Raw genomic sequence first — 22,069 nt, forward strand, 5'->3', positions numbered from 1 at the left:
AACCTGTCACCTGTTACCTCTAGTCAATTCAATTCTAATTTTGCCGCCAAAATCAGGAATAGGTGCTGCGGGTTTAGTAACAAAGACTTGGACTTGTGTGACGCGATCGCTCTGTTGCAAGATAGAGTCAGCGATTGTACCTGCTAACTTTTCTAGTAAAGCAAATTTAGATGTTTTAACTAAGTTTTGAATAGTGCTAATTACACTGCGATAATCAAGAGTATCTGCGATCGCATCCGTTTCAGCAGCTTGGGCAAGATCCAACCACAATTTAATATCCACCTCAAACCATTGTCCTAAAACTTGCTCTTCTGGCAAATATCCAGTGTAGCCATAGCAGCGAATTCCCGTTAAATGAATACAGTCCATAGTCTTCCAGATAAATTTGCCATACAGAATTTAACAAACATAGGACTTACATACAATGGTGAACCATCCCAATTAGAAGCACCATATATTTATAGAAGTCAAAATTTAAAAGTCAAGCAAAAAATGGTAATTATTCGTTCTATGCTTATAGCGTTTCTCATTCTATTGAGATACAAGCAAGAATAATTAACCGCCGATGGCAACAGAGAAATTTATACTTCAGCACTAGCCTGCTCTATTTATCATCCGGCTGATTTTGTCTAGTTTTTGGGGTTATTTAATCAGCTAAATTTATCGCTTATCCCAAGCAATCAGCTTTTACACTTTTCTCCAAAAATGGTATCAAATACTACTATTTTCTAGAGATCGCCAAACTTTTCGGTCTACTGACATTGTTCTGCTACTCCCGACCGACGGCTTCGCAGTTTTAGTGATCTAAAAACCATAGAAGAATATCTATACATACAAAAACTTTTTTTTTGATCACTCGGTAAATATTACTACCCAGAGTAGCGTAAAGTTAAGAATATCAAAATGATTTAACTATTACGATTTAGTTTTTCAAAGTTTGAAGTCGCTCGGCAATCTGTTGTCGAGACTTTTTTGAGTACGCGATCGCAGATGTTAGATTCCATTATCCAGCCGACTTTTATCTATAACCCATCCTTTATATGAAAAGGGTCGGTTCTAGTTCGTTTGATATACCGTTCATTGACCTCAATGATGGCAATCACCAATCTCATCCGGTTTAATAACCTCCGGTTCATTTAGTTCATTTATTGCAATACTCGTCATCCGAGGAGAAGGAGGCATTCGTGGATTTTGTGTCGTTGTTCGTGACGGACTTCATTGCCCAATTGCAGTCCCCAACACTCGCCTTTTTGATTGGTGGCATGATCATCGCTGCCCTCGGTAGCGAATTGGTCATTCCTGAGTCTATTTGTACGATCATCGTCTTCATGCTGCTCACCAAAATCGGTCTAACTGGTGGAATTGCGATCCGTAATTCTAACCTGACGGAGATGGTGTTACCCATGATCTTTGCTGTAATAACAGGGATTACGATTGTATTCATCTCGCGCTATACGTTAGCCAAGCTGCCAAAGGTCAAAGTCGTTGATGCGATCGCAACCGGGGGATTGTTTGGAGCCGTGAGTGGCTCTACAATGGCTGCCGGTCTGACAGTACTGGAAGAACAAAAGATGGCATACGAGGCATGGGCTGGCGCACTCTATCCCTTTATGGATATCCCCGCGCTGGTAACAGCAATTGTTGTGGCTAATATTTATCTCAACAAGAAGAAGCGTAAAGAAGCAGCCTACTCTCTTGAGCAGCCCGTTGTGGCTGGCGATTATCCCGATCAAAAAGATTATCCCAGCAGCCGGCAGGAGTATCTCAGCCAGCAGCAGGATGCTGGGGATAACAAAGTCAAGATATGGCCAATTATCGAGGAAAGCCTCCGGGGGCCTGCCCTATCGGCAATGTTGTTAGGTCTAGCTCTGGGACTGTTCACCCAACCGGAAAGTGTCTATAAAAGCTTCTACGATCCCGCCTTTCGTGGCTTGCTTTCAATCTTGATGCTGGTCATGGGGATGGAAGCTTGGTCAAGAATTGGCGAACTGCGTAAGGTAGCCCAGTGGTATGTTGTGTATAGTGTGGTGGCACCGTTTGTACATGGGCTAATCGCCTTCGGTCTCGGCATGATTGCCCACCAAGTCGCGGGATTCAGCATGGGCGGTGTTGTGATTCTAGCTGTCATCGCCTCCTCCAGTTCCGACATCTCAGGGCCGCCCACATTGCGAGCTGGTATCCCATCAGCCAATCCCTCCGCCTATATAGGCGCGTCCACAGCCGTTGGTACGCCAGTTGCGATCGGCTTGTGTATACCGTTCTTCCTCGGACTTGCCCAAGCGATCGGCGGCTAATCCCAGATGGATTGAGGTCTGTCGGCGCTTCCTTGATCGGGCAGACCAAGTAAATCAATGTACATCATTTCAGGAGGTAAGCAACATGGCCAAGCGTGCCAACAAGCTCGTCATCGTTACGGAAAAGGTTCTGCTGAAAAAGGTCGCCAAGATCATCGATGAATGCGGGGCGACCGGTTATACGGTTGTGGATACTGGCGGTAAAGGCAGTCGCAACGTGCGCTCTACAGGTAAACCCAACACTGCCGATACCGATTCAAATGTCAAGTTCGAGGTACTCACCGAAACCAGGGAGATGGCAGAGAAGATTGCGGATAAGGTCGCAATCACTTTTTTCACCGATTATGCGGGCATTATCTATATCTGTGAAGCAGAGGTACTGTACGGGAGACATTTCTGTGGGCCAGAGGGCTGTTAAATCGAAATGACGCGCCACGAAAGGAGCAAGCCATTGGAGCGAGTTTCTGTGGGTCAGACATCTGTTGCACCGAGACAAAGCGACCCCAAAGGCCGAGGTCATGACCTCGGCTTTTGAGTGGCCGTGTTTCCTGTCCGCAGGACGTTTACCCTGGTGCAGAAGTCATTTCCCCCGCAGTTTTATAATTTCCTCAAACCCTTAACCTTCATTCCTTTAAACTCATGATCTTGTCCAACATTCTGCCTCCTTTCAGTGGGGGGATGACCGCTCTCTTGGCTCCGATACCATTCCTGGCGACCGTTGTTGCTGAGGATTCACCGATTATTCTGTCTGGCGTATTGCTGACACTGGTGGTGATTTATCTGGCCAGCAAGTTCGGCGCAGAGGTCGCTAGACGCTTGGATTTTCCACCAGTTCTGGGGGAACTGGTCGCCGGTGTGATTGTTGGCGTTTCGGCATTGCACCTAGTGATCTTTCCTGAAGGGGGGCTGTCTGCCTCTGACTCGGTGGTTATGACGGCGCTGCAAAAATTGAATCAATTGGCACCGGATGCGCTGACCCGAATCTTTGAGTCGCAAAGTGAAGTGATTTCGGTTCTAGCTGAAATCGGCGTGATTATTCTGCTGTTTGAAATTGGACTGGAATCCGATCTGCGGCAACTGAAGGAAGTGGGAATTCAAGCCACAGTTGTCGCCTGTGTTGGGGTCGCGGCACCTTTTGCGGCAGGTACGGCAGGTTTAATGCTGCTCTTTCATGTTGCAGCCATTCCAGCGATTTTTGCGGGAGCAGCGTTAACGGCAACGAGTATCGGCATTACTTCTAAAGTGCTGTCAGAGTTAGGTCAACTCAAATCCAAAGAAGGGCAAATCATTGTTGGCGCGGCGGTGATTGATGATGTCCTCGGCATTATTGTCTTGGCTGTAGTCGCCAGTTTAGCCAAAACCGGTGAAATTGATGTTGCCAATGTCATTTACTTGATTGTCGGCGCTACGGCATTCTTGATTGGATCAATTTTGTTGGGGGGTGTCTTTAACAAAAGTTTTGTGGCGATCGTAGAGCAGCTCAAAACCCGTGGAAATATCGTCATTCCAGCATTTATCTTCGCTTTCTTTATGGCATTTTTAGGCAATGCCATTCACCTCGAAGCGATTTTGGGTGCTTTTGCAGCAGGTTTGGTACTTGATGAAACCGATGCCCGGAATGAGTTAGATGAATTAATCAAACCGATCTCTGATTTGCTGGTACCCGTCTTCTTTGTGACAGTAGGAGCGCGTGCCGACCTCGGTGTTTTGAACCCAGCAGTACCGGAGAATCGTGCAGGACTATTGATTGCTGTCTTTTTGGTGGGAGTAGCGATTATCGGCAAGCTGATCACAGGTTGGGCCGTATTTGGACAACCTGGCATCAATCGAGTAGCGATCGGGGTTGGGATGATTCCACGAGGTGAGGTGGGTCTAGTGTTTGCCGGCATTGGTTCAGCTAGTGGCATCTTGGATAAGCCCCTGGAAGTGTCAATTATTATCATGGTAATTTTGACAACTTTTCTGGCTCCACCTTTTTTACGGGTTGCCTTTGGTTCATCCACGAATCCCATCCCAGAATCGACCACGCCTGTAGAAACAGCAAGTGAGTAACGGTTTTACGAGATTGCGGCTGTTGACACCAAAATTGTTTGTGGGGATTGGGTGTAAAGGTGAAAGGGTGTAGGGTTTAAGGGTTTTGAACACCTCATACTATTCCTACTCCCTACTCCCTACTCCCCAGTATCTTTGATTGCAACTTGGCATCACACTCTCGTCCCCTGTTCCCTTTAAAATTGAATATTGTCTGATAGCTACCTTGGATTTGATGCTGGTCGCCTATAAGAATGTTAATCAAATTTGGGCTTTTGTCTTAACGGAGACATTAAAGCGACTGGGTTTAACTTGTGCTGTAATTTGTCCTGGTTCTCGTTCTACACCTTTAACAGTTGCCTTTGCTCAACAAGTACCAGATATTGAAGCTATATCTATTCTCGATGAACGTTCTGCGGCTTTTTTTGCCTTGGGAGTAGCTAAAGCCACCGGAAAACCTGTAGCACTGGTTTGTACTTCGGGTACAGCAGGGGCAAACTTTTATCCAGCCGTCATAGAAGCTAAAGAAAGCCGCGTACCACTTTTAGTATTAACAACTGATAGACCACCAGAACTGCGAGATTGTCATTCTGGTCAAACCATCGACCAAGTGAAATTATATGGTAGTTATCCCAACTGGCAAACTGAGTTAGCCTTACCTTCGGCAAATACAGAAATGCTGGCTTATTTGCGGCAAATGGTAATGTATGCCTGGGAGAGAATGCAGATACCAACTCCAGGGGTAGTACATTTAAATATTCCCTTCCGTGACCCCCTTGCGCCAGTTCCCGATGGTACTGACTTTCAGTTTGACCCAGAAGAATTCTTCTCAGCCTTTACCAATACTGTTTCTACTCCCTACACCACACTCCCTACTCCCCCAGCATGGCAAAATTGCGATCGCGGTGTAATTATTGCCGGAGTTGCCCAACCACAAAATCCTGAAAATTATTGTAGAGCGATCGCCAAACTTTCCCAAACGCTGCAATGGCCTGTTCTGGCTGAGGGACTCTCACCACTGAGAAATTACGCCGACCTCAACCCCTATTTAATTTCCACCTACGACCTGATTTTACGTAATCAGCAATTGGCAAAGCAGTTAGCACCCAAAATGGTCATTCAGGTAGGAGATATGCCTACCAGTAAAGAACTACGGACTTGGTTAAATACGACACAAGCGCAACGCTGGATAATTGACCCCAGTGACCAAAATCTTGACCCCCTCCACGGCAAAACCACACATTTACGAATCAGTGTCGAAACTTTAGATATTAGGCCAAGTGACAATCAAAATTCGCCATCGGAATATCTGCAAAATTGGTGTATTGCAGAAGCAAAAGTCAGGACTGCCGTTGACCAGACGATGACGACAATGGAGAATTTATTTGAAGGGAAAGCAGCTTGGTTGTTGTCTCAAACATTACCCCCAGGAACACCGTTTTTTATTGCCAATAGTATGCCTGTGCGAGATGTGGAGTATTTTTGGCGACCGAATAATTTAAGAGTGCGGACATATTTTAACCGTGGCGCGAATGGAATTGATGGCACATTATCCACTGCGTTAGGAATTGCCCATCATCAACAAAGCAGTGTGATGTTGACAGGAGATTTAGCATTATTACATGACACTAATGGTTTTTTAATCCGCAATAAATTTGTCGGTCATCTCACAATTGTTTTAATTAATAACAACGGCGGGGGAATTTTTGAAATGTTACCTATCGCCAAATTCGACCCACCTTTTGAAGAATTTTTCGGCACACCCCAGGATATTGATTTTGCTCAATTGTCTGCTACATACGGTGTACAGCACGAATTAATTACTTCTTGGGAAGATTTACAGGGAAAACTAAATTCGTTACCAACTCAAGGAATCAGAGTTTTAGAGGTGCAGACAAATCGGAAAGCTGATGCTAAATGGCGACAGGAAAATCTAGGAAAATTTGGGAGTTGCTGATTAGTGAGATGTTTTTTGTTTCGCGCACAGTCTCAAAAAATCGATAGTTAAACTAATACAGGTCGGCGTAAATAAACAGACCAGAAGAAATTGCTAAAACGCTGGTATTATCAATATTCTTTCTTTTTCCTTTTGACTTTTGCCTTGTTGTACTAGCCTCTTTTTCACCCTTGCCCCTTTACCTACACAGTGATAAGTAGAAGGACTAAATTAAACCTAATTTGAGATGACCGGGTTTGGATACTTCGACTGCGCTCAGTATCCAAACTTCGACAGGCTCAGTACATCGCTTCGCGGGAGTTGAGCGAAGTCGAAACTCAACCCTCTTCTAGCCAGCTGATCGAGCATTGAGCGCAGTCGAAATGCGTCTTCTAAATAATTGTGTCCACTTACTTAGTACATCTTTTGATTTGAAAGTAATTTAGCGATCGCTTCTCAGTCCGCGATAAAATTCTCAAGCACGATAGCGCAATTCATTCTCATGCAAGTTAACTGGCAATCTGTCAAAACCTACGAAGATATCCTGTATCACAAAACCGATGGTATTGCAAAAATCACCATCAACCGTCCCCATAAACGCAATGCTTTCCGCCCAAAGACAGTCTTTGAACTCTACGATGCCTTTTGTGATGCCCGTGAAGATACAAGTATTGGGGTAGTTCTATTTACTGGGGCTGGCCCTCACACTGATGGCAAGTACGCTTTTTGTGCTGGTGGTGATCAAAGTGTGCGCGGACAAGCGGGTTATGTTGATGATGCGGGGATTCCTCGCTTGAATGTGCTGGATTTACAGCGATTGATCCGTTCAATGCCAAAAGTAGTAATTGCTTTAGTCGCGGGATATGCGATCGGTGGTGGGCATGTTTTACATTTGATTTGCGACCTCACCATTGCAGCTGATAATGCTATTTTTGGTCAAACTGGCCCCAAAGTCGGCAGTTTTGATGGTGGTTTTGGGGCTAGTTATCTCGCCCGCAGTGTTGGGCAGAAAAAAGCACGAGAAATTTGGTTTCTCTGTCGGCAATATGATGCTCAACAAGCCCTGGATATGGGTTTAATTAACTGTATTGTGCCTGTAGAAGAATTAGAAAATGAAGGTGTTCAATGGGCGCAAGAAATTTTACAAAAAAGCCCCATTGCCATTCGCTGTCTGAAAGCTGCATTTAACGCCGATTGTGATGGGCAAGCAGGTTTACAAGAACTGGCGGGGAATGCAACTTTACTTTATTACATGACTGAAGAAGGTGCAGAAGGTAAGCAAGCATTTTTAGAAAAGCGATCGCCTAATTTTCGCTCTTTCCCTTGGCTACCTTAAAAATGGCAAAAATCGCACCTCCAGCTATACCACAATTGGTATCAGGTGCGATTTTTCCAAATGTCAAAGTTTACAGCACTAGCAATTTTTAAGAGAAATATTTTTTTAATGTCTATAAACTGAGTTTAATAAGAAATAGTTGCTAAATTAGCACTTACTGTTTTAGCCTCAGTCTCTTCAGGAATTAAATTAGCTATTTCTTCTATAGGCACAACTGTTATATTGTCTGCCACAGAAACTAGAGAATGAACACCATCTAAAACAGGTGTTCCATCTGGCAAACTCCAAGAGTCTTCTAAAGTTTCCCAAGAAGGAGCAAAAGGTGGGATCGCTAAGGCGCAAGCTTTCCAACTGGCTTGCACATGCGCTCCCAACTGTTGACAAGTTCCGCCACGGCGACCTTCTGGTTTGTAATGACGACAATATCTACAGGCAGATGTCAAAAATTTTATCGGTTTCATTTGAGTTCATCTTTCGTGCTGTTCAGGGCTGGTTGATATGTTTATATTTTGCTCCTAGATATAAATACGTAATATTGCCAACAAATGATTATTTACTCTAGGTTCTAGCGATCCCAACAGAAAAATAAACTTCAGGATGTTTTTAGAATCTTGTTATATTTGTAAATGATTGGTAAAGTATTTACCTACTAGTTTTTAGCTCAAACAAGCTAGGGATCAAGGCTAAAACTAAAAGTTTAGATTTAAGCTGGGTTTAACTTTAATTTTTTTTGACACCTTATATAGCTAGTTAACGATAAAATTGTGTATTTAATGTAGCTATTTGAGTTGAAACTTACATAGTTCTTACTGAGATGGCATCAGGGAAAATTGCTAGACTGAGAAATAATGTTTACTCAATTCAGTCCTGAGTTGCGTTAAAAATAAAAATTGTGATGTGTCAATCAGTACTCAGAACGGAGATAACCAGGGAAAGTTTGAGTATGGACGTTACCTAAAATCCTGGTAAAAATTTTAGTTAAACTCCTAGCTATAGGAATACGGTTTGATTCCTGAATCTAGTTGTGTAAGCAGGGAGTAGGGAATGGGGAGTAGGGAGTAGGAAAGACGGCTGATCTGGGTGTACTGATTTTTTTCATAAATCAAATATGATTCCTATAAATGTAGGCTGCTATTTCCAATCCAAAATGGGATGCGATGTTATGGCATTCCTATTTGATATTTGAGCAACACAGATAAGGGAGACAAGGTAGACAAGGAAGAGAGATGTTTATAAATCATTGAGGATGGCGATATCAGCCCAAACTTGATTTTTGGGGAGGAATCTCAAGGCATAACTCCAGTTAATAATTTCTAACTGTTTATGGAAACGCCAAAAATTAACTCTAGATTTCTTAAGTATTTTCCAGGAAACCTATAGAGAATATGAAATTTACAAAAGCTTTGCGATTTTTTTTGTAAAAATATCAACTTTATTAAATATTGTTTACATATTAGGACTCATATTTGAGCCAAGTGGCGTGTGTACTGATTCAAAATCCTTACACCCCAAACCCTTTCACCCTTACACCCAATCTCCACAGATAATCTTTGTGCGTAAGTCCTGACATATTCAGGAGTGAGGCAGGTTTTAAAACTGCTTAGATGCACAAATAGCGCAAACTTGCCAGCGATGGAGTTCGCCTGGAGGTGTAGGAGAATGACATTGGGGACACAAAGGTAAATTATGCGATCGCATTTGCATTTTTTTCGCCCATTCCCCAAATGCAGTTTCAGGAGTTTCCTGTGCAGGTGCAGCATCAATTTGAACAGCACCCGCCTTTCCCAGATAACTAGGATGTTCTTGGGGTAAATTTGTGGTTAGTTGGGGTTTGGCTGATGAATTTTGCCAGCCAGCCGTAGAGAAGCGAATATCAACCAACGGCGCAGGTAACTTTGGATTTAAATTTAAAAGAATAATTTGGCGTTTGAAAGCGAGATTTTGCGCCCAAGCAGCACTGGAAGTTGCCACACGCAAAACATCTCGCTGAATCATGATTGGTTGGGTATGTTTAGCGGCTACTGCACCTACCACCTCTGCCCAAAAATGCAGCACTTTTTGAAATGGCTGTTCTTGCCATCTGGCTTGCTGTTCTAAACAGCCTAAAATATCATTGACTGATTTCAAAGACATCTTTACTTCCAAGTGCTGAAATTCAAGATAGTTCAAGAAAGTCTATAGTGATGAGAAATTTTTCGCTACCATTAGCACAAATTATCTAAAGTTAAACTAACAGTCTAGGTTTGAGGCAGACAGGTAATGAGTCAAAACTCGCCGATAGATTCCGGTATTCAATTATCTAAAACACCTGAGTTGAAGCCAGCACTAGCCGCAGCCCTGGCCAGTTTAGAAGTGCAGCTAGACCAAGAGTTGGCTAGATACCGTCGTTCACGTATAGCAGCCAAGACAGCTTATCAAGCCCAAACAGGTAGTAACGTTAACACTCAACTCCAAAATTCAACAGCAATCACGGCATTAACTGGCAAAACTCAGCTACCTGTCACAGAAGTTAAAACCAGTATACCGCCTGCACCTGTGACGGAAGTTTCTGTCGAAAAACCAGTCACAGTAGCCAAGACTGAAACAACAAATCCACCCCAGCCAACATCTTTTACCGATTCCCAACAAACTCAAATTCCCCTACCATCACCCAAGTCAACTAGCAGTATCGTGCCTGCGGCTTTCAAGGCGGCTGAAAGTGAAAATTTGATGTCAACGAAAGAAACTCCGACTCAGCCAGATGATTACTTAGAATCCAGTGAAGCATTGCTGCGGAGTCTCAATGATGAACAACCACAACCAACCAAGCCACCCAGTAATTCTCAAGATAGTTTGCTATCGCCTTTGGGTATCGGCTCTATGTTGCTATTGTTGATGGCTAGTCTGACATTGGGCTATGTAGTTTTTAATCCCAAAAGCTTGCCGCAGTTGAGTTTCGATAAAATATTTAACAGAAATTCTGCAACTAATACCAATCCAACCCAGACTCAGCCAGCCGCCAGCCAATCTCAGCCCCCAGAACAAACCGAACTCACTCCCATACCCAAATATCCCAACTTAGCGGCGAAAGAATTTCCTGAACTGAAAGATCCTAACGATATTGTGGGTTTACAACCAAAAACTCCCCCAAATGCAGCCGCACCTGTAAATCCACCTGTGGTAATTGCCCCACCAGCCGTTAATCCTTTGCCAGAGGTGCAGCCAGTACAACCATTGAATGTATCACCCATCCCCACAACACAGCCTTTAGTCACTTCACCACAGGTAAATAGCGAAATCAAACCCGCAGCAGATGGGTTTTATCACATTGTTATGGATAATGAAGGCGATCGCAGTTTTGCGACTGCCAAGCAAATAGTTCCTGATGCTTATTTATCGGGTGACAATAAACTGATTCATCTTGCTGCTTTAAAAACCAAAGAACAAGTTGCACAACGATTACAAGAACTACAAGCCAAAGGAATTAAAGCACGGGTGCAGTGAAACTAAGTGATCTACATCTAAGATAGGATGGGGAAAATATCAAGAATATGCTCTGCCTGTTGACTGGCAAAAAGTGAATGGAGAGCTGAAATGGAATTGATCAAGCGTATCCTGCGGGTGATTCGGGCTAACCTAAATAGTCTGATAGGCAGTGCAGAAGATCCAGAAAAACTTTTGGAACAAGCCGTTGCTGAAATGCAAGACAATTTAGTGCGATTACGACAAGGTGTAGCGCAGGCAATTGCTACCCAAAAACGTACAGAACGCCAAGCCATAGCAGCCCAAGCGGCGGCAGAAAAATGGTATCGTAACGCTCAACTCGCCATAGAACAAGGCAATGAAATTCTAGCCAGAGAAGCTTTGACAAAACGTCGTGCTTACCAAGAAACTGCCACATCTTTGTCGAATCAAATTGGGCAACAAACAGAAATTGTCAACCGTCTGAAAACAGATATGCGATCGCTAGAGGCTAAAATCTCGGAAGCCAAAACTAAAAAAGATATGTATATCGCCCGCGCCCGTTCGGCGGAAGCATCTTATAAACTCCAAGAAATGCTGAGTGGCGTTTCCCCTACTAGTAGTTTGAATGCTTTTGAGCGGATGGAAGAAAAAGTATTGCAAATAGAAGCGCAATCAGATGCCATCTCGCAACTAGATAGCGATGACTTACAAAAACAATTTACTTCCCTAGAATCTGGTAACAGTATTGATGCGGAATTGGCCAGTATGAAACAACAAGTACTCCATGAATCAGACAATACACCACTACGGCAATTGCCTCAAACTCCAGAGTCTTAAAAACTGGTCAATTGCTATGAATAGGGTATATCTTAGCAATTATGGGGTATCGGGGGGTACCGAACCAAACCAGAAAGATTACATTTAAATAAGAAACTATTACATAGTAAAAACCTTAACTGTTCATCCAAGTACCGAAACTGCCAAAGGAAAAGTAATTATGGGATTATTTGATCGGATTAAACGAGTTGTAAGTGCCAATATCAATGACTTGGTAAATAAAGCTGAAGATCCAGAAAAAATGCTAGAGCAAGCAGTTCTGGAAATGCAGGAAGACTTGGTACAGTTGAAACAAGGTGTTGCTCAAGCGATCGCTGCTCAAAAACGGACTGAAAAACAGTACAACGACAATCTCAACGAAGTTAATAAATGGCAGCGCAACGCCCAATTAGCACTGCAAAAAGGCGATGAAAACTTGGCACGTCAAGCCCTAGAACGGAAAAAAACTTTTAACGATACTGTTACAGCCCTCAAAGCCAGTTTAGATCAGCAAGTCGCCCAAGTTGAAACTCTTAAACGCAATTTAATTCAGCTAGAAAGCAAAATCTCCGAAGCCAAAACCAAAAAAGAAATGCTCAAAGCGCGGATTACTACCGCTAAAGCCCAAGAGCAACTTGAAGGTATGGTACGTGGGATGAACAGCAGCAGTGCAATGGCAGCTTTTGAGCGGATGGAAGAAAAAGTCCTGATGCAAGAAGCCCGCGCCCAATCCGCCGCAGAACTCGCTGGTGCTGATTTAGAAAGTCAGTTTGCCCGTTTAGAAGCGGGAAGTGATGTTGATGATGAATTGGCAGCTTTAAAAGCTTCACTAGCACCCGCCAGCCCCCCAAATCAACCCCAACTACCACCACAGCAAACAACTCCTTCCCAAACTACCCCTCCCCAAACCAATGAAGTTGTTGACGCTGAGTTGGAATCTCTACGCAAGCAACTAGATCAAATGTAAATAGGACTTATGCACAAAGATGGTCGGTGGAGATTGGGTGAAAGGGTGAAAGGGTTTTGAATAAGTACACACCTGAACCCCTACACCCTCGCCAAAACCCTTGATTTTTTGCTTTGATGCGTAAGTCCTAGTAAAATCCGATTGGATAAGCTCTTAGACACTCGAACTGCATATTCTGGGGTTGAGACTTGCATTAGTCATTTGTCAACGCAGATGACCAAGAGCGACCTTTAGGAGTAATAATTTAATTTAGATGTGTTTAGCTTACTGATTTGAGCTAGTCCCACACCTGTTGGCTGTGGGATTTTGCGTCAGTAGTCAACAGTCCATGAATTATCGACTATGGACTATTGACAAGTTTGGGATAAAGTATTTTTTGTGCCAAGTATTAATGACCACTAATGGAGACTGCCATGAGTAAGGGTGTAATCACCATCACTGATGCTGAGTTTGAAACCGAAGTGTTGAAATCTGAGCAGCCTGTATTAGTTTACTTTTGGGCTTCTTGGTGCGGCCCATGTCAGTTAATGTCACCACTGATTAATTTAGCAGCCAACCAATATAGCGATCGCCTAAAAATTGTCAAAATGGAAATTGACCCCAACCCCATTTCTGTCAAACAGTACGGGGTAGAAGGTGTACCAGCTTTAAGGCTAATCCAAGGGGAAAAATTATTAGAATCAACCGAGGGAGTTATTAATAAAGAAAAATTACTGAGTCTGCTAGATACCCATTTAAATAACAATTAGTCATGAGTCATTAGTCATTGGTCATTAGCAAATGACTCATGACTAATGACAAAGGACAAAGAAAAAATGACTAACATCCAATTTGCACAACGTTTACAACCTCTACAATTTAACGTGTTTGCGGAGATGGACAAAGCTAAAGCGGCGGCTTTGTCTGTTGGGCAGCAGTTAATTGATTTATCCCTGGGTTCTTCGGATTTGCCGACAGAGGCGCATGTTTTAGAAGCGATCGCCCAATCTTTGTATGATCAAAGTACCCACGGTTATTTGTTATTTAACGGTACGCAAGCCTTTCGACAAGCGGCTGCTGACTGGTATGAGCAGAAATTTGGCATCAAGGTTGATCCCGAAACCGAAGTATTACCTTTAATTGGTTCTCAAGAAGGTACGGCTCATTTACCTCTAGCTTTATTAAATCCTGGCGACTTTGCCTTATTGCTCGACCCTGGTTATCCCTCCCATGCAGGCGGAGTGTATTTAGCCAGTGGACAAATTTATCCTATGCCATTACTGGCAGAAAATGGATTTTTACCAGTATTAGCCGATATTCCGGCGGCGGTTGTGGCGCAGTCAAAGATGATGGTGTTGAGCTATCCCCATAATCCCACAGCCGCGATCGCACCTTTGGCTTTTTTCCAAGAAGCTGTAGCTTTTTGTCAGCAACACAATATTGTGTTAGTTCACGATTTCCCCTATGTAGATTTGGTGTTTGAGGGAATTCAGGGGGTTGATTCCCCATCTTTAGTACCGTCAATTCTGCAAGCTGACCCAGAAAAAAGCGTCTCGATTGAATTTTTCACCCTTTCTAAGTCTTACAATATGGGCGGCTTTCGCATTGGCTATGCCATTGGCAATGTTGAATTAATCAAAGCTTTACGTCACATCAAAGCCGCAGTTGATTTTAATCAGTATAGAGGAATTTTGAATGGGGCGATCGCAGCCCTAACCGGGCCACAAGCCGGAGTCAAAAATACAGTCACCACCTTCCGCCAACGCCGTGATGCTTTTGTGAATGCTTTACATCGCATTGGTTGGCAAGTTCCCAGTCCCGAAGCCACGATGTATATTTGGGCTAAGTTACCCGCACCTTGGCAAAATAATTCTGTGGAATTTTGTACTCAGTTAGTCAAACAAACCGGGGTAGCCGCTTCTCCCGGTGCTGGTTTTGGTAAATCTGGAGAAGGATATGTGCGGTTTGCCTTGGTACATGAACCAGCTTTGTTAGAAACTGCCGTGGAGCGAATTGCTAAGTTTCTTTAAGTATGCCGAGGTCAGTGGATTTATCAAGTCTTGATGTTAAATTTGTCAGAATTTGATTAATCCATATCTAACGTTGGGTTTATTTAAGATACACTACAGAGAAATTACGGAAATGTCACCGAGATATTAAAATCTATCGGTGACGGTTGACTAGAAGTGGTGAATAGAGGTGCATGGCAAGTAGTGTGGTAAAAATTAGCCTGTGTGCTGCGTCTTTCTTGGTGATTGGTGTTTGGGGACAGCAGTCAGTTTGGGGTTTGAGCAACACTTCATTACGAGAACCAGAACAGACGACTTCCCAAGCAGAAGTAACTGGGGATGAAAATCATACCAGCCCAAATCATTACTACACGCCTAGTTTGAGTCTCACCCCTAGAAGTGATGCACCTGTATCTAGTTACATCCCCGCCTATAGCAACAGATGGGCAAACCTCAGTAGTACAAATCCACGCCCCCGGAAAGTCCCAGAACCTTCAGTCTTGCTGGGATTAATTGCGATCGCAGGTTGCTTGGGAATGCAGCATCAGCAGAAAAAAGCTAGATAAAAAAGTCTTTTGAACAGAGAAATGAGGAGAGAGGTAAAGAACGCGCCACAATTCAACCCAATACCTTTCGGTTAAGATATCTCTTCGTTGAGGCAGCAGTTGTGCGGAGGAGCAGAGGGGCAGGGGAGAGGTTACTGTTAATTCTCCCTTGCGCCCCTGCACCCCTGCACCCAAGATACCTTCACAAGTAAATTCCTTATCCGAAAAGTATTGCAATTCTACCTATCAATCCTATTCTCCTGCGATGCACTGAGCTTGCTGGAGTGTTGCCTGTTGTCCGTTTCCTATTGCCTTTTCAATCAATGTCATATTAACGACACTAGAAAAATTAGTAATTTAGTAGATTTGCTGAAATCAATAGCAAAAGATTAGTCATCTTTTTATTCAGAATCCACAACAGCTTTACCCAATAAAGTCTCCCCGTTTCCTAAACTAGATTGGTGTGCATAACTACTAGGGATGATTAAAAGCTGGTGATATTTGAGACCAGCCGCATTCTTTAAAAGTCAAAGCCTGTAGTCAGGCTAACCCAATTCCAGAGACACATAAAAGTATACAAAATTACCACAAAACTGGCGGAGACAGTAAATGAAAAGAACTTTGAAAACACTTGTAATTGGTGCCTCGATGGCTGTTGGCGTGAGTGCGATCGCCTCTAACCCAGCACAAGCTGGTGTTTTAACCAATGCCACCATTACTGGCAACGATTACATCAAATACAACGTTAATGGCACCAACACAGAGGAAGCTCCAGGTGCTGACTTAGCAACTATTTTAACTGGTGACAGCAGCAGCCCTACTGGTAATGTTGAGTTATTCGCTAGTAGTGAAAAAGCTCCCCTCTTCACAACCTCAACAAATACCACACAACGTGTTTTAGCACTGAGAAATTTCTTTAATTACAACCAAGTTACAACTTTAAGTGGTGAAATTAATGGCAAACAAATCTCTTTGAGTAGCCTGACGGCTACTGATTGGTTTGGTGCAAGCAGTGTACAGGCAGTAACAGGAGCAGCAACAAATACACTGTTAAACAACGCGATTAATGGGTTGTACAATTCATCTAATTTGGCAACTCAGTGGTTTAATACTACTTTATCTACTTATGGTGTGACTGCTAACCAAACCCTGTTTAACACATTTTTACTGGCAGGTGGATTTCAACGCTTCAGTGACCCCAATATTTCTTATGTCAACCAAAATGACACCACTGGAGAAATTAAGATTGGTTTAGCTGGTCACTTAAATGCAGCAACTCTTTTAGGACTAAACCCAGAAAACAAAATACAAGTCAGCGAACTTGTTAAGGTTTCTTATAACGGAGGGCCATCTGAAATCCTTTACAGTTATAAAGCCTCTGATTCTGGTCTAATTTCTAAAGATGGGACTAAATCTCATAATGGCAACTACGAAGTAACCATCCAAGGTATACCTGTACCAACTCCAGAGCCAACAGCTGTACCAGAACCTTCTGTAGTACTCGGTATTTTGGGTGTAGCTGGAATCGTTGCTACACAACGCAAGTTAAAGAAAGTTTCCGGTTGAGACTCCGGTTTCCATTCCAAATAATCACTAAAGGAGCAATTATGCTCCTTTTTTTTATGAAATCTTTATATCTTTTCTGGGTAATTACTGTTGTATATATCACTATAATAAGCTATTTATGTAAGTAGATATACATGACAGGAAACAAATTCACAATTAAGTTCTATGATAGAAATATAAAGATTTATTGAGTAAATGTTAATTTTTTGTTAAAATATTTCAATAAATCATAATGATATTATTTAGTAAATACTAAGATAAAAGTCAATTTTTATTGACTATTTTCTGATATAGCGAAATAGTATAAATAGATTTTTAGTAACTTAATAAATTCCTCTGACAGCATATTTTTATTCAATTTAGAATCAGGAATGTATATCTTCAATTCTGTTTTGTAATGACAGTAAATTTACTCACCATTAATCAGCAAGTGCATCTCAATCAATTAAAAAGAGTCTTATTAATTGAAGATAACCATGTAAACCGGATGTTGCTGAGTGACTATCTCGGTTACTGTGGATTTAATGTCAAAAGTTTGTCAAATGGTACAGCTTTATTTTCAACTGTCAACACATTTCAGCCCGATTTAGTGTTACTAGATTTAAAATTACCCGATATTGATGGCTATTGGCTGTTAGAACAAATTCAAAAACATCCATATTTATCTAAAATACCTGTGATTGTAGTTTCAGCTTTTGCTTTTAAAGCCGATCAAGAACGAGCTATACATTTAGGCGCACGTCGTTATCTTGTAAAACCGATAAACCTCACTGCTTTGATGATGAGCATTCAAGAAGAGTTGGCTTGTCACTGTATATAAAATTTTTTATACCAACTTTATCAGAATTAGCACTCGATAAATCCTGTAGAGACATATTTTGGAAATATACGTAGTGGCGTGACCAGGCTAAAATGTGGCGTTGAAGAATTTCAAAAATAAAATCGGATTATTCGAGATATTGATTATCATAGAATTATTCACCTTCAGATTCAATTAACAATTCCCTCAAGTCAGAACTTAGCAAATAGGTAATCTGAATATGCTGGCAAATAAAATCCTAGTTGCTGAGGATGAAAATTTCCTTATTAATGAGAAAATGCAGGAACAACAGCAACCAATGTTGGCAATTATTAACAGTATGCAACATGCTGTAGTTGTCACGGATACTGATGGTTGCATTCAATTTATGAATTCAATGGCGGAAACACTGACAGGTTGGCAGCCAAAAGAAGCACAGGGAAAAAATGTAGCAGAAGTTGTGAACCTGATTGACAAAGATATAGAAGAAGCAATTGAAAATCTAGCTACACAAACAATAATTACAGGAACGATTATATATTTACCCGATAATTGTGTATTAATTAATAAACATGGGAGAGAAATATTAGTTGGCGATTATGCTGCACCAATGCGGGATAGTAGTAATAATATTACTGGTGCGGTGTTAGTGCTTCAAGAAGTCACCCAACGCAAACTAATGGAGTCACGACTGCTTCAGAATGCGTTTTATGATGGACTGACAGCATTACCAAATCGAGCTTTATTTTTAGATCGATTAAAACAAGCGGTAGAAAGAAGTAAACGCCGGATAGATTATCGTTTTGGAATTTTATTTTTAGATTTAGATGGCTTTGAGGAAATGAACGATCGCTATGGTCATACGATGGGCGATGATTTATTAATAGCGATCGCTCGTAGATTAGAATCGTGCCTCCGCAGTGGTGATACCGTCGGCAGGTTTAGCGGCGATAAGTTTGCTGTACTGCTTGAAGATATTAAAGATATTAACGATGCCATTAACGTCGCTAAACGTATTCAAGACACTTTAGGCTTACCTTTAACACTCAATGGCAACTTATTTTCGACCACAGCCAGTATAGGTATTACTCTCAATCAAGGTGGTAGCGATAAACCCGAAAACTTACTGCAAAATGCAGATGCAGCAATGTATCATGCCAAGCAGCAAGGAAAAGCGCGTTACGCAGTATTTAGGAATGGGGAGTAGGGAGTGGGGAGTAGGGAAGAATTTACTAGCAATTAGGACTTAACATCACACCCCACACCCCACACCCTTACACCCATTCTTCACAGACAACCTTGGTGCGTCAGTCCTGTGCAGATTTAAACCACAGCAGATACTTGCTTTTGGAAGTAAGCCTGCATGACTCTTTCGGCAATTTGACGACTAGTTAAACCTAATTCTGCCTTCGATTCTTCGGGGGTAGCGTGTTCAACTAAGACATCTGGGATACCAATACGCTTGATGGGGACAACAATATCAGCGTCGAGTAAAGCTTCAGCCACAGCAGAACCAAAGCCACCCGTGACACAACCTTCTTCTAGGGTGACAACGCGACCAATTTTCTTAGCCAAGGGTAAGATTAATTCTGTATCTAATGGCTTGACAAAGCGGGCATTAATGACTGTAGCTTCAATACCATGTTCGCTGAGAATTTCTGCCGCTTGCATACTGGGGTAAACCATTGTGCCGTAGCCAACGATTAACACATCATCACCATTGCGGAGAATTTCACCCTTACCAATTTCCAAAGGTTCCCAGCCTTCTTCCATTAAGGGGACACCATAACCATTGCCACGGGGGAAGCGCATAGCGATCGCACTGCTGGTATGATTAATGCCAGTCACAATCATCCGTTGTAATTCGGCTTCATCCTTGGGAGCCATCAACACGATGTTTGGAATGCAGCGCAAATAAGCAATATCATACATCCCCTGGTGAGTGGGGCCATCAGCACCCACAATACCTGCCCTGTCTAAACAGAAGAACACAGGCAAGTTTTGAATACAAACATCGTGAATAATTTGGTCGTAAGCCCTTTGTAAGAAGGTGGAATAAATAGCCGCCACCGGACGCATACCTTCAGATGCTAAACCTGCTGCTAAAGTAACAGCATGTTGTTCAGCAATACCCACATCTATATATTGATTAGGTAGTTTAGCTTGGAGTTTGTCTAAACCTGTACCTGTAGCCATTGCGGCTGTAATACCGATAATTTTCGGGTTTTGTTCAGCTAGTTTAACTAAGGTGTGGGCAAAGACTTTGGCATAAGCCGGGGGTTTGGGTTTGCTAGAAGGAATGGCTTTGCCGGTTGTCAAGTTAAAGGGGTTTTGGGCGTGGTAGCCTACTTGGTCTTGTTCGGCTATTTCATAGCCTTTACCTTTGGTGGTGACTACATGAACTAAAACTGGCCCTTGTATTTGATGCGCCTGTTGGAAAGTTGCAATCAATTCTTCTAAATTGTGTCCATCCACTGGCCCCATATAAGTAAAGCCGAGTTCTTCAAACACCGCCCCTACTTTGGGAACCGCTAACCGCTTCATCCCTTCTTTGATGCGTCCCAACTCTGGAGACAAAGATTCACCCACGAAAGGAATTTGCTTGAATTGTTCCTCGAAGTTATCTTTGATGAATTGGACTGGCGGACTCAGGCGCATTTTGTTCAGGTAGCGAGGAATTGCACCGACGTTGGGAGAGATAGACATCTCGTTGTCGTTCAATACTACCAGCAAGTTGGTTTTCGGTAGATGTCCAGCATGGTTAATGGCTTCTAACGCCATCCCACCTGTTAAAGCACCATCGCCAATAACAGCAACAGCTTTAAACTTTTCGCCTTTTAAATCTCTAGCTAATGCCATACCCAAGGCGGCGGAGATACTTGTAGAAGCGTGACCAGCACCAAAATGATCAAACTTGCTTTCGCAACGTTTGAGATAACCTGCAACTCCGTTTTTTTGTCTGAGGGTATGGAAGTTACTATAACGTCCTGTAAGCAATTTGTGAGGATAAGCTTGGTGTCCGACATCCCAAATAACTTTATCCTGATCTAAATCTAATGTTTGGTAAAGCCCTAGAGTTAACTCTACAACACCCAAACCTGGCCCTAAATGACCGCCTGTTGCTGCTACTGTTTGCAGGTGTTTATCTCGAATTTGGCGAGCAATTTGTTGCAGTTGCCGGATAGATAAACCGTGCAACTGATTAGGATGGGTGATTTCGCTCAGATGCATATTATAGGGTTTTCCTCTCTAATTTCTACTTTTCGTATTTTGATTTTCCCACGGTCGGGTTGCCCCCATGATGATGAGGCATTGCAATTCTGTTACATAACCCGTTAAGAATGAGAACTTACGTAATCACACACTCTAATCCAGCATGGTGTTAAACGATGAAAGTCTTTGGCTGTCAATGTTTGACATTCCTGATACCTGTTGTTTGTGTGAGTTCTCTGAATATGGGTAAGTTACCTTGATTACTAGGGTGAAACTGTATTATCAGGCACAGTCGGAACTTCTGGTGTGTCTGGGAGTTTTTGTTGTCGTTGCAAGTATTTACTCAACACGTAAGCCATATCTCCACGAGTCATGGGTTGCAATGGGGAAAGATTGCCTTGGCTATCTGTGTTGACAAATCCTTCGGAGACGACGGTGGCGATCGCTCTTCGCGCCCATGCTGGAATTGATTTAGCATCAGGATGGGAGGCTAAAATCTCATTCACCGAATCATCATCAAATTGAAAGACACCGTAAGCTTGGGCAAATATCGCTAAAGCTTCTGCCCTGGTAACTCTTTGGTTGGGAAAAAACAAATTCCCCCGATAGCCTTTCATAATGTCTGTTTTTAAGACTATCTGAATATCGTTAAATGCGCGATTAGAAGCTGGGACATCTGCAATCACAACATTTTCTTGACTTACAGCTTGTCGTTTATCTAGCCGAAAGACTTTCACCATAATTGAGGCTAATTCTGCCCGACTTACCAATCTTTCGGGATAAAAATTACCATCTGGTGAATTGGTCATCCATTTGGCAGCAATTACCTGTTGAATGGAATCTGAGCTTGTCTGAGAAGGCGTTTCTGTTGATTGTGCCTGAACATTTACCGGAAAACTTTGAAGTAGCACAACTAAAGAAATCGTACTAAAGTACTTGCTGATATTTCTCATTATTCTTTCAGATACTCATTTATGAATACAACCAACTGCCAGACTGGTTGGAAATTCAAATCTGGGCTAGTTGAATTTCAAAACCTATGAGATGAATTTCTCATCTTGTGACGTAGGATAGTTAAGTAATGTTGCAAGGACTGACGCAGTGAGACGAAATATCAAGGGTTAGAGAGAGGGT

18 protein-coding genes and 1 pseudogene are annotated in these 22,069 nt (G+C 42.5%); 14 read left to right on the forward strand and 5 right to left on the reverse strand.

Going from position 1 to position 22,069, the window contains the following annotated elements:
- Positions 1–6: 6 nt before the first annotated feature.
- The gene (folB, locus tag H6G79_RS16840) at positions 7–369 is read right to left on the reverse strand and encodes a dihydroneopterin aldolase (protein WP_190590391.1); all 363 of its coding nucleotides are present in this window, start codon (positions 367–369) and stop codon (positions 7–9) included.
- A gap of 815 nt (positions 370–1,184) precedes the next feature.
- Between folB and H6G79_RS16845 the strand changes: the two genes are divergently transcribed.
- The 5 genes from H6G79_RS16845 (at position 1,185) to menB (ending at position 7,597) form a co-directional block, all read left to right on the forward strand.
- Positions 1,185–2,294, forward strand: a complete 1,110-nt coding sequence (locus tag H6G79_RS16845) for a sodium-dependent bicarbonate transport family permease (protein ID WP_190590390.1) — start codon at positions 1,185–1,187, stop codon at positions 2,292–2,294.
- 85 nt (positions 2,295–2,379) lie between these two features.
- Positions 2,380–2,712, forward strand: coding sequence for a P-II family nitrogen regulator (locus H6G79_RS16850; RefSeq protein WP_190590389.1), 333 nt, complete (start codon positions 2,380–2,382; stop codon positions 2,710–2,712).
- A gap of 221 nt (positions 2,713–2,933) precedes the next feature.
- The gene (locus H6G79_RS16855) at positions 2,934–4,346 is read left to right on the forward strand and encodes a cation:proton antiporter (protein WP_190590388.1); all 1,413 of its coding nucleotides are present in this window, start codon (positions 2,934–2,936) and stop codon (positions 4,344–4,346) included.
- 214 nt (positions 4,347–4,560) lie between these two features.
- The gene (gene menD / locus H6G79_RS16860; RefSeq protein WP_190590387.1) at positions 4,561–6,282 is read left to right on the forward strand and encodes a 2-succinyl-5-enolpyruvyl-6-hydroxy-3-cyclohexene-1-carboxylic-acid synthase; all 1,722 of its coding nucleotides are present in this window, start codon (positions 4,561–4,563) and stop codon (positions 6,280–6,282) included.
- Between the two features lie 481 nt (positions 6,283–6,763).
- Positions 6,764–7,597 carry a 1,4-dihydroxy-2-naphthoyl-CoA synthase gene (gene menB, locus H6G79_RS16865; protein ID WP_190590386.1) on the forward strand — a complete coding sequence of 278 codons (834 nt, stop codon included), beginning with the start codon at positions 6,764–6,766 and terminating at the stop codon, positions 7,595–7,597.
- Positions 7,598–7,722: 125 nt separating this feature from the next.
- On the opposite strand, the gene H6G79_RS16870 is transcribed toward menB, so the two are convergent.
- Entirely contained in the window at positions 7,723–8,058 is a 336-nt protein-coding gene (locus H6G79_RS16870; protein WP_190590385.1) for a hypothetical protein, read from the reverse strand.
- A 1,129-nt stretch (positions 8,059–9,187) separates the two neighbouring features.
- On the reverse strand, positions 9,188–9,730 hold the full coding sequence (locus tag H6G79_RS16875) for a DUF721 domain-containing protein (RefSeq protein ID WP_190590384.1): 543 nt from the start codon (positions 9,728–9,730) through the stop codon (positions 9,188–9,190).
- Between the two features lie 126 nt (positions 9,731–9,856).
- On the opposite strand from H6G79_RS16875, the gene H6G79_RS16880 reads away from it, so the two are divergent.
- The 9 genes and pseudogenes from H6G79_RS16880 to H6G79_RS16920 all read left to right on the forward strand — a co-directional run.
- Positions 9,857–11,080, forward strand: coding sequence for a hypothetical protein (locus tag H6G79_RS16880; RefSeq protein WP_190590383.1), 1,224 nt, complete (start codon positions 9,857–9,859; stop codon positions 11,078–11,080).
- Between the two features lie 90 nt (positions 11,081–11,170).
- Entirely contained in the window at positions 11,171–11,878 is a 708-nt protein-coding gene (locus H6G79_RS16885) for a PspA/IM30 family protein (RefSeq protein ID WP_190590382.1), read from the forward strand.
- Positions 11,879–12,038: 160 nt separating this feature from the next.
- A complete protein-coding gene (locus tag H6G79_RS16890; protein ID WP_190590381.1) occupies positions 12,039–12,824 on the forward strand; it encodes a PspA/IM30 family protein in 786 nt (261 codons plus the stop codon).
- Between the two features lie 413 nt (positions 12,825–13,237).
- Positions 13,238–13,573, forward strand: coding sequence for a co-chaperone YbbN (locus tag H6G79_RS16895; RefSeq protein ID WP_190590380.1), 336 nt, complete (start codon positions 13,238–13,240; stop codon positions 13,571–13,573).
- Between the two features lie 66 nt (positions 13,574–13,639).
- Positions 13,640–14,833: an LL-diaminopimelate aminotransferase gene (locus H6G79_RS16900; protein ID WP_190590379.1), complete on the forward strand. Its 1,194-nt coding sequence runs from the start codon at positions 13,640–13,642 to the stop codon at positions 14,831–14,833.
- A gap of 173 nt (positions 14,834–15,006) precedes the next feature.
- The gene (locus H6G79_RS16905) at positions 15,007–15,378 is read left to right on the forward strand and encodes a PEP-CTERM sorting domain-containing protein (protein ID WP_190590378.1); all 372 of its coding nucleotides are present in this window, start codon (positions 15,007–15,009) and stop codon (positions 15,376–15,378) included.
- A gap of 588 nt (positions 15,379–15,966) precedes the next feature.
- Positions 15,967–16,923, forward strand: coding sequence for an NF038130 family PEP-CTERM protein (locus tag H6G79_RS16910; RefSeq protein WP_190590377.1), 957 nt, complete (start codon positions 15,967–15,969; stop codon positions 16,921–16,923).
- A gap of 397 nt (positions 16,924–17,320) precedes the next feature.
- Positions 17,321–17,743, forward strand: a complete 423-nt coding sequence (locus H6G79_RS16915) for a response regulator (RefSeq protein ID WP_190590376.1) — start codon at positions 17,321–17,323, stop codon at positions 17,741–17,743.
- Between the two features lie 265 nt (positions 17,744–18,008).
- Positions 18,009–18,929 (forward strand): annotated as a pseudogene (locus H6G79_RS16920) (diguanylate cyclase domain-containing protein); the annotation flags it as partial.
- Between the two features lie 116 nt (positions 18,930–19,045).
- On the opposite strand, the gene dxs reads toward H6G79_RS16920, so the two are convergent.
- Both dxs and H6G79_RS16930 read right to left on the reverse strand, forming a co-directional pair.
- Positions 19,046–20,953: a 1-deoxy-D-xylulose-5-phosphate synthase gene (gene dxs, locus H6G79_RS16925; protein WP_190590374.1), complete on the reverse strand. Its 1,908-nt coding sequence runs from the start codon at positions 20,951–20,953 to the stop codon at positions 19,046–19,048.
- Between the two features lie 245 nt (positions 20,954–21,198).
- The gene (locus H6G79_RS16930) at positions 21,199–21,888 is read right to left on the reverse strand and encodes an S-layer homology domain-containing protein (RefSeq protein WP_190590373.1); all 690 of its coding nucleotides are present in this window, start codon (positions 21,886–21,888) and stop codon (positions 21,199–21,201) included.
- Positions 21,889–22,069: the final 181 nt, after the last annotated feature.

Origin of the sequence: Anabaena sp. FACHB-83 (genome assembly GCF_014697485.1) — a bacterium.
In the GTDB taxonomy this organism is placed as follows: Bacteria; Cyanobacteriota; Cyanobacteriia; order Cyanobacteriales; family Nostocaceae; genus Nostoc_B.

Bases quoted from the DNA above. Each gene is read 5' to 3' on its own strand.
- folB (WP_190590391.1), bottom strand. From the start codon at position 369: ATGGACTGTATTCATTTAACGGGAATTCGCTGCTATGGCTACACTGGA.
- H6G79_RS16850 (WP_190590389.1), top strand. From the start codon at position 2,380: ATGGCCAAGCGTGCCAACAAGCTCGTCATCGTTACGGAAAAGGTTCTG.
- H6G79_RS16855 (WP_190590388.1), top strand. From the start codon at position 2,934: ATGATCTTGTCCAACATTCTGCCTCCTTTCAGTGGGGGGATGACCGCT.
- menD (WP_190590387.1), top strand. From the start codon at position 4,561: ATGCTGGTCGCCTATAAGAATGTTAATCAAATTTGGGCTTTTGTCTTA.
- menB (WP_190590386.1), top strand. From the start codon at position 6,764: ATGCAAGTTAACTGGCAATCTGTCAAAACCTACGAAGATATCCTGTAT.
- H6G79_RS16870 (WP_190590385.1), bottom strand. From the start codon at position 8,058: ATGAAACCGATAAAATTTTTGACATCTGCCTGTAGATATTGTCGTCAT.
- H6G79_RS16875 (WP_190590384.1), bottom strand. From the start codon at position 9,730: ATGTCTTTGAAATCAGTCAATGATATTTTAGGCTGTTTAGAACAGCAA.
- H6G79_RS16880 (WP_190590383.1), top strand. From the start codon at position 9,857: ATGAGTCAAAACTCGCCGATAGATTCCGGTATTCAATTATCTAAAACA.
- H6G79_RS16885 (WP_190590382.1), top strand. From the start codon at position 11,171: ATGGAATTGATCAAGCGTATCCTGCGGGTGATTCGGGCTAACCTAAAT.
- H6G79_RS16890 (WP_190590381.1), top strand. From the start codon at position 12,039: ATGGGATTATTTGATCGGATTAAACGAGTTGTAAGTGCCAATATCAAT.
- H6G79_RS16895 (WP_190590380.1), top strand. From the start codon at position 13,238: ATGAGTAAGGGTGTAATCACCATCACTGATGCTGAGTTTGAAACCGAA.
- H6G79_RS16900 (WP_190590379.1), top strand. From the start codon at position 13,640: ATGACTAACATCCAATTTGCACAACGTTTACAACCTCTACAATTTAAC.
- H6G79_RS16905 (WP_190590378.1), top strand. From the start codon at position 15,007: ATGGCAAGTAGTGTGGTAAAAATTAGCCTGTGTGCTGCGTCTTTCTTG.
- H6G79_RS16910 (WP_190590377.1), top strand. From the start codon at position 15,967: ATGAAAAGAACTTTGAAAACACTTGTAATTGGTGCCTCGATGGCTGTT.
- H6G79_RS16915 (WP_190590376.1), top strand. From the start codon at position 17,321: ATGACAGTAAATTTACTCACCATTAATCAGCAAGTGCATCTCAATCAA.
- dxs (WP_190590374.1), bottom strand. From the start codon at position 20,953: ATGCATCTGAGCGAAATCACCCATCCTAATCAGTTGCACGGTTTATCT.
- H6G79_RS16930 (WP_190590373.1), bottom strand. From the start codon at position 21,888: ATGAGAAATATCAGCAAGTACTTTAGTACGATTTCTTTAGTTGTGCTA.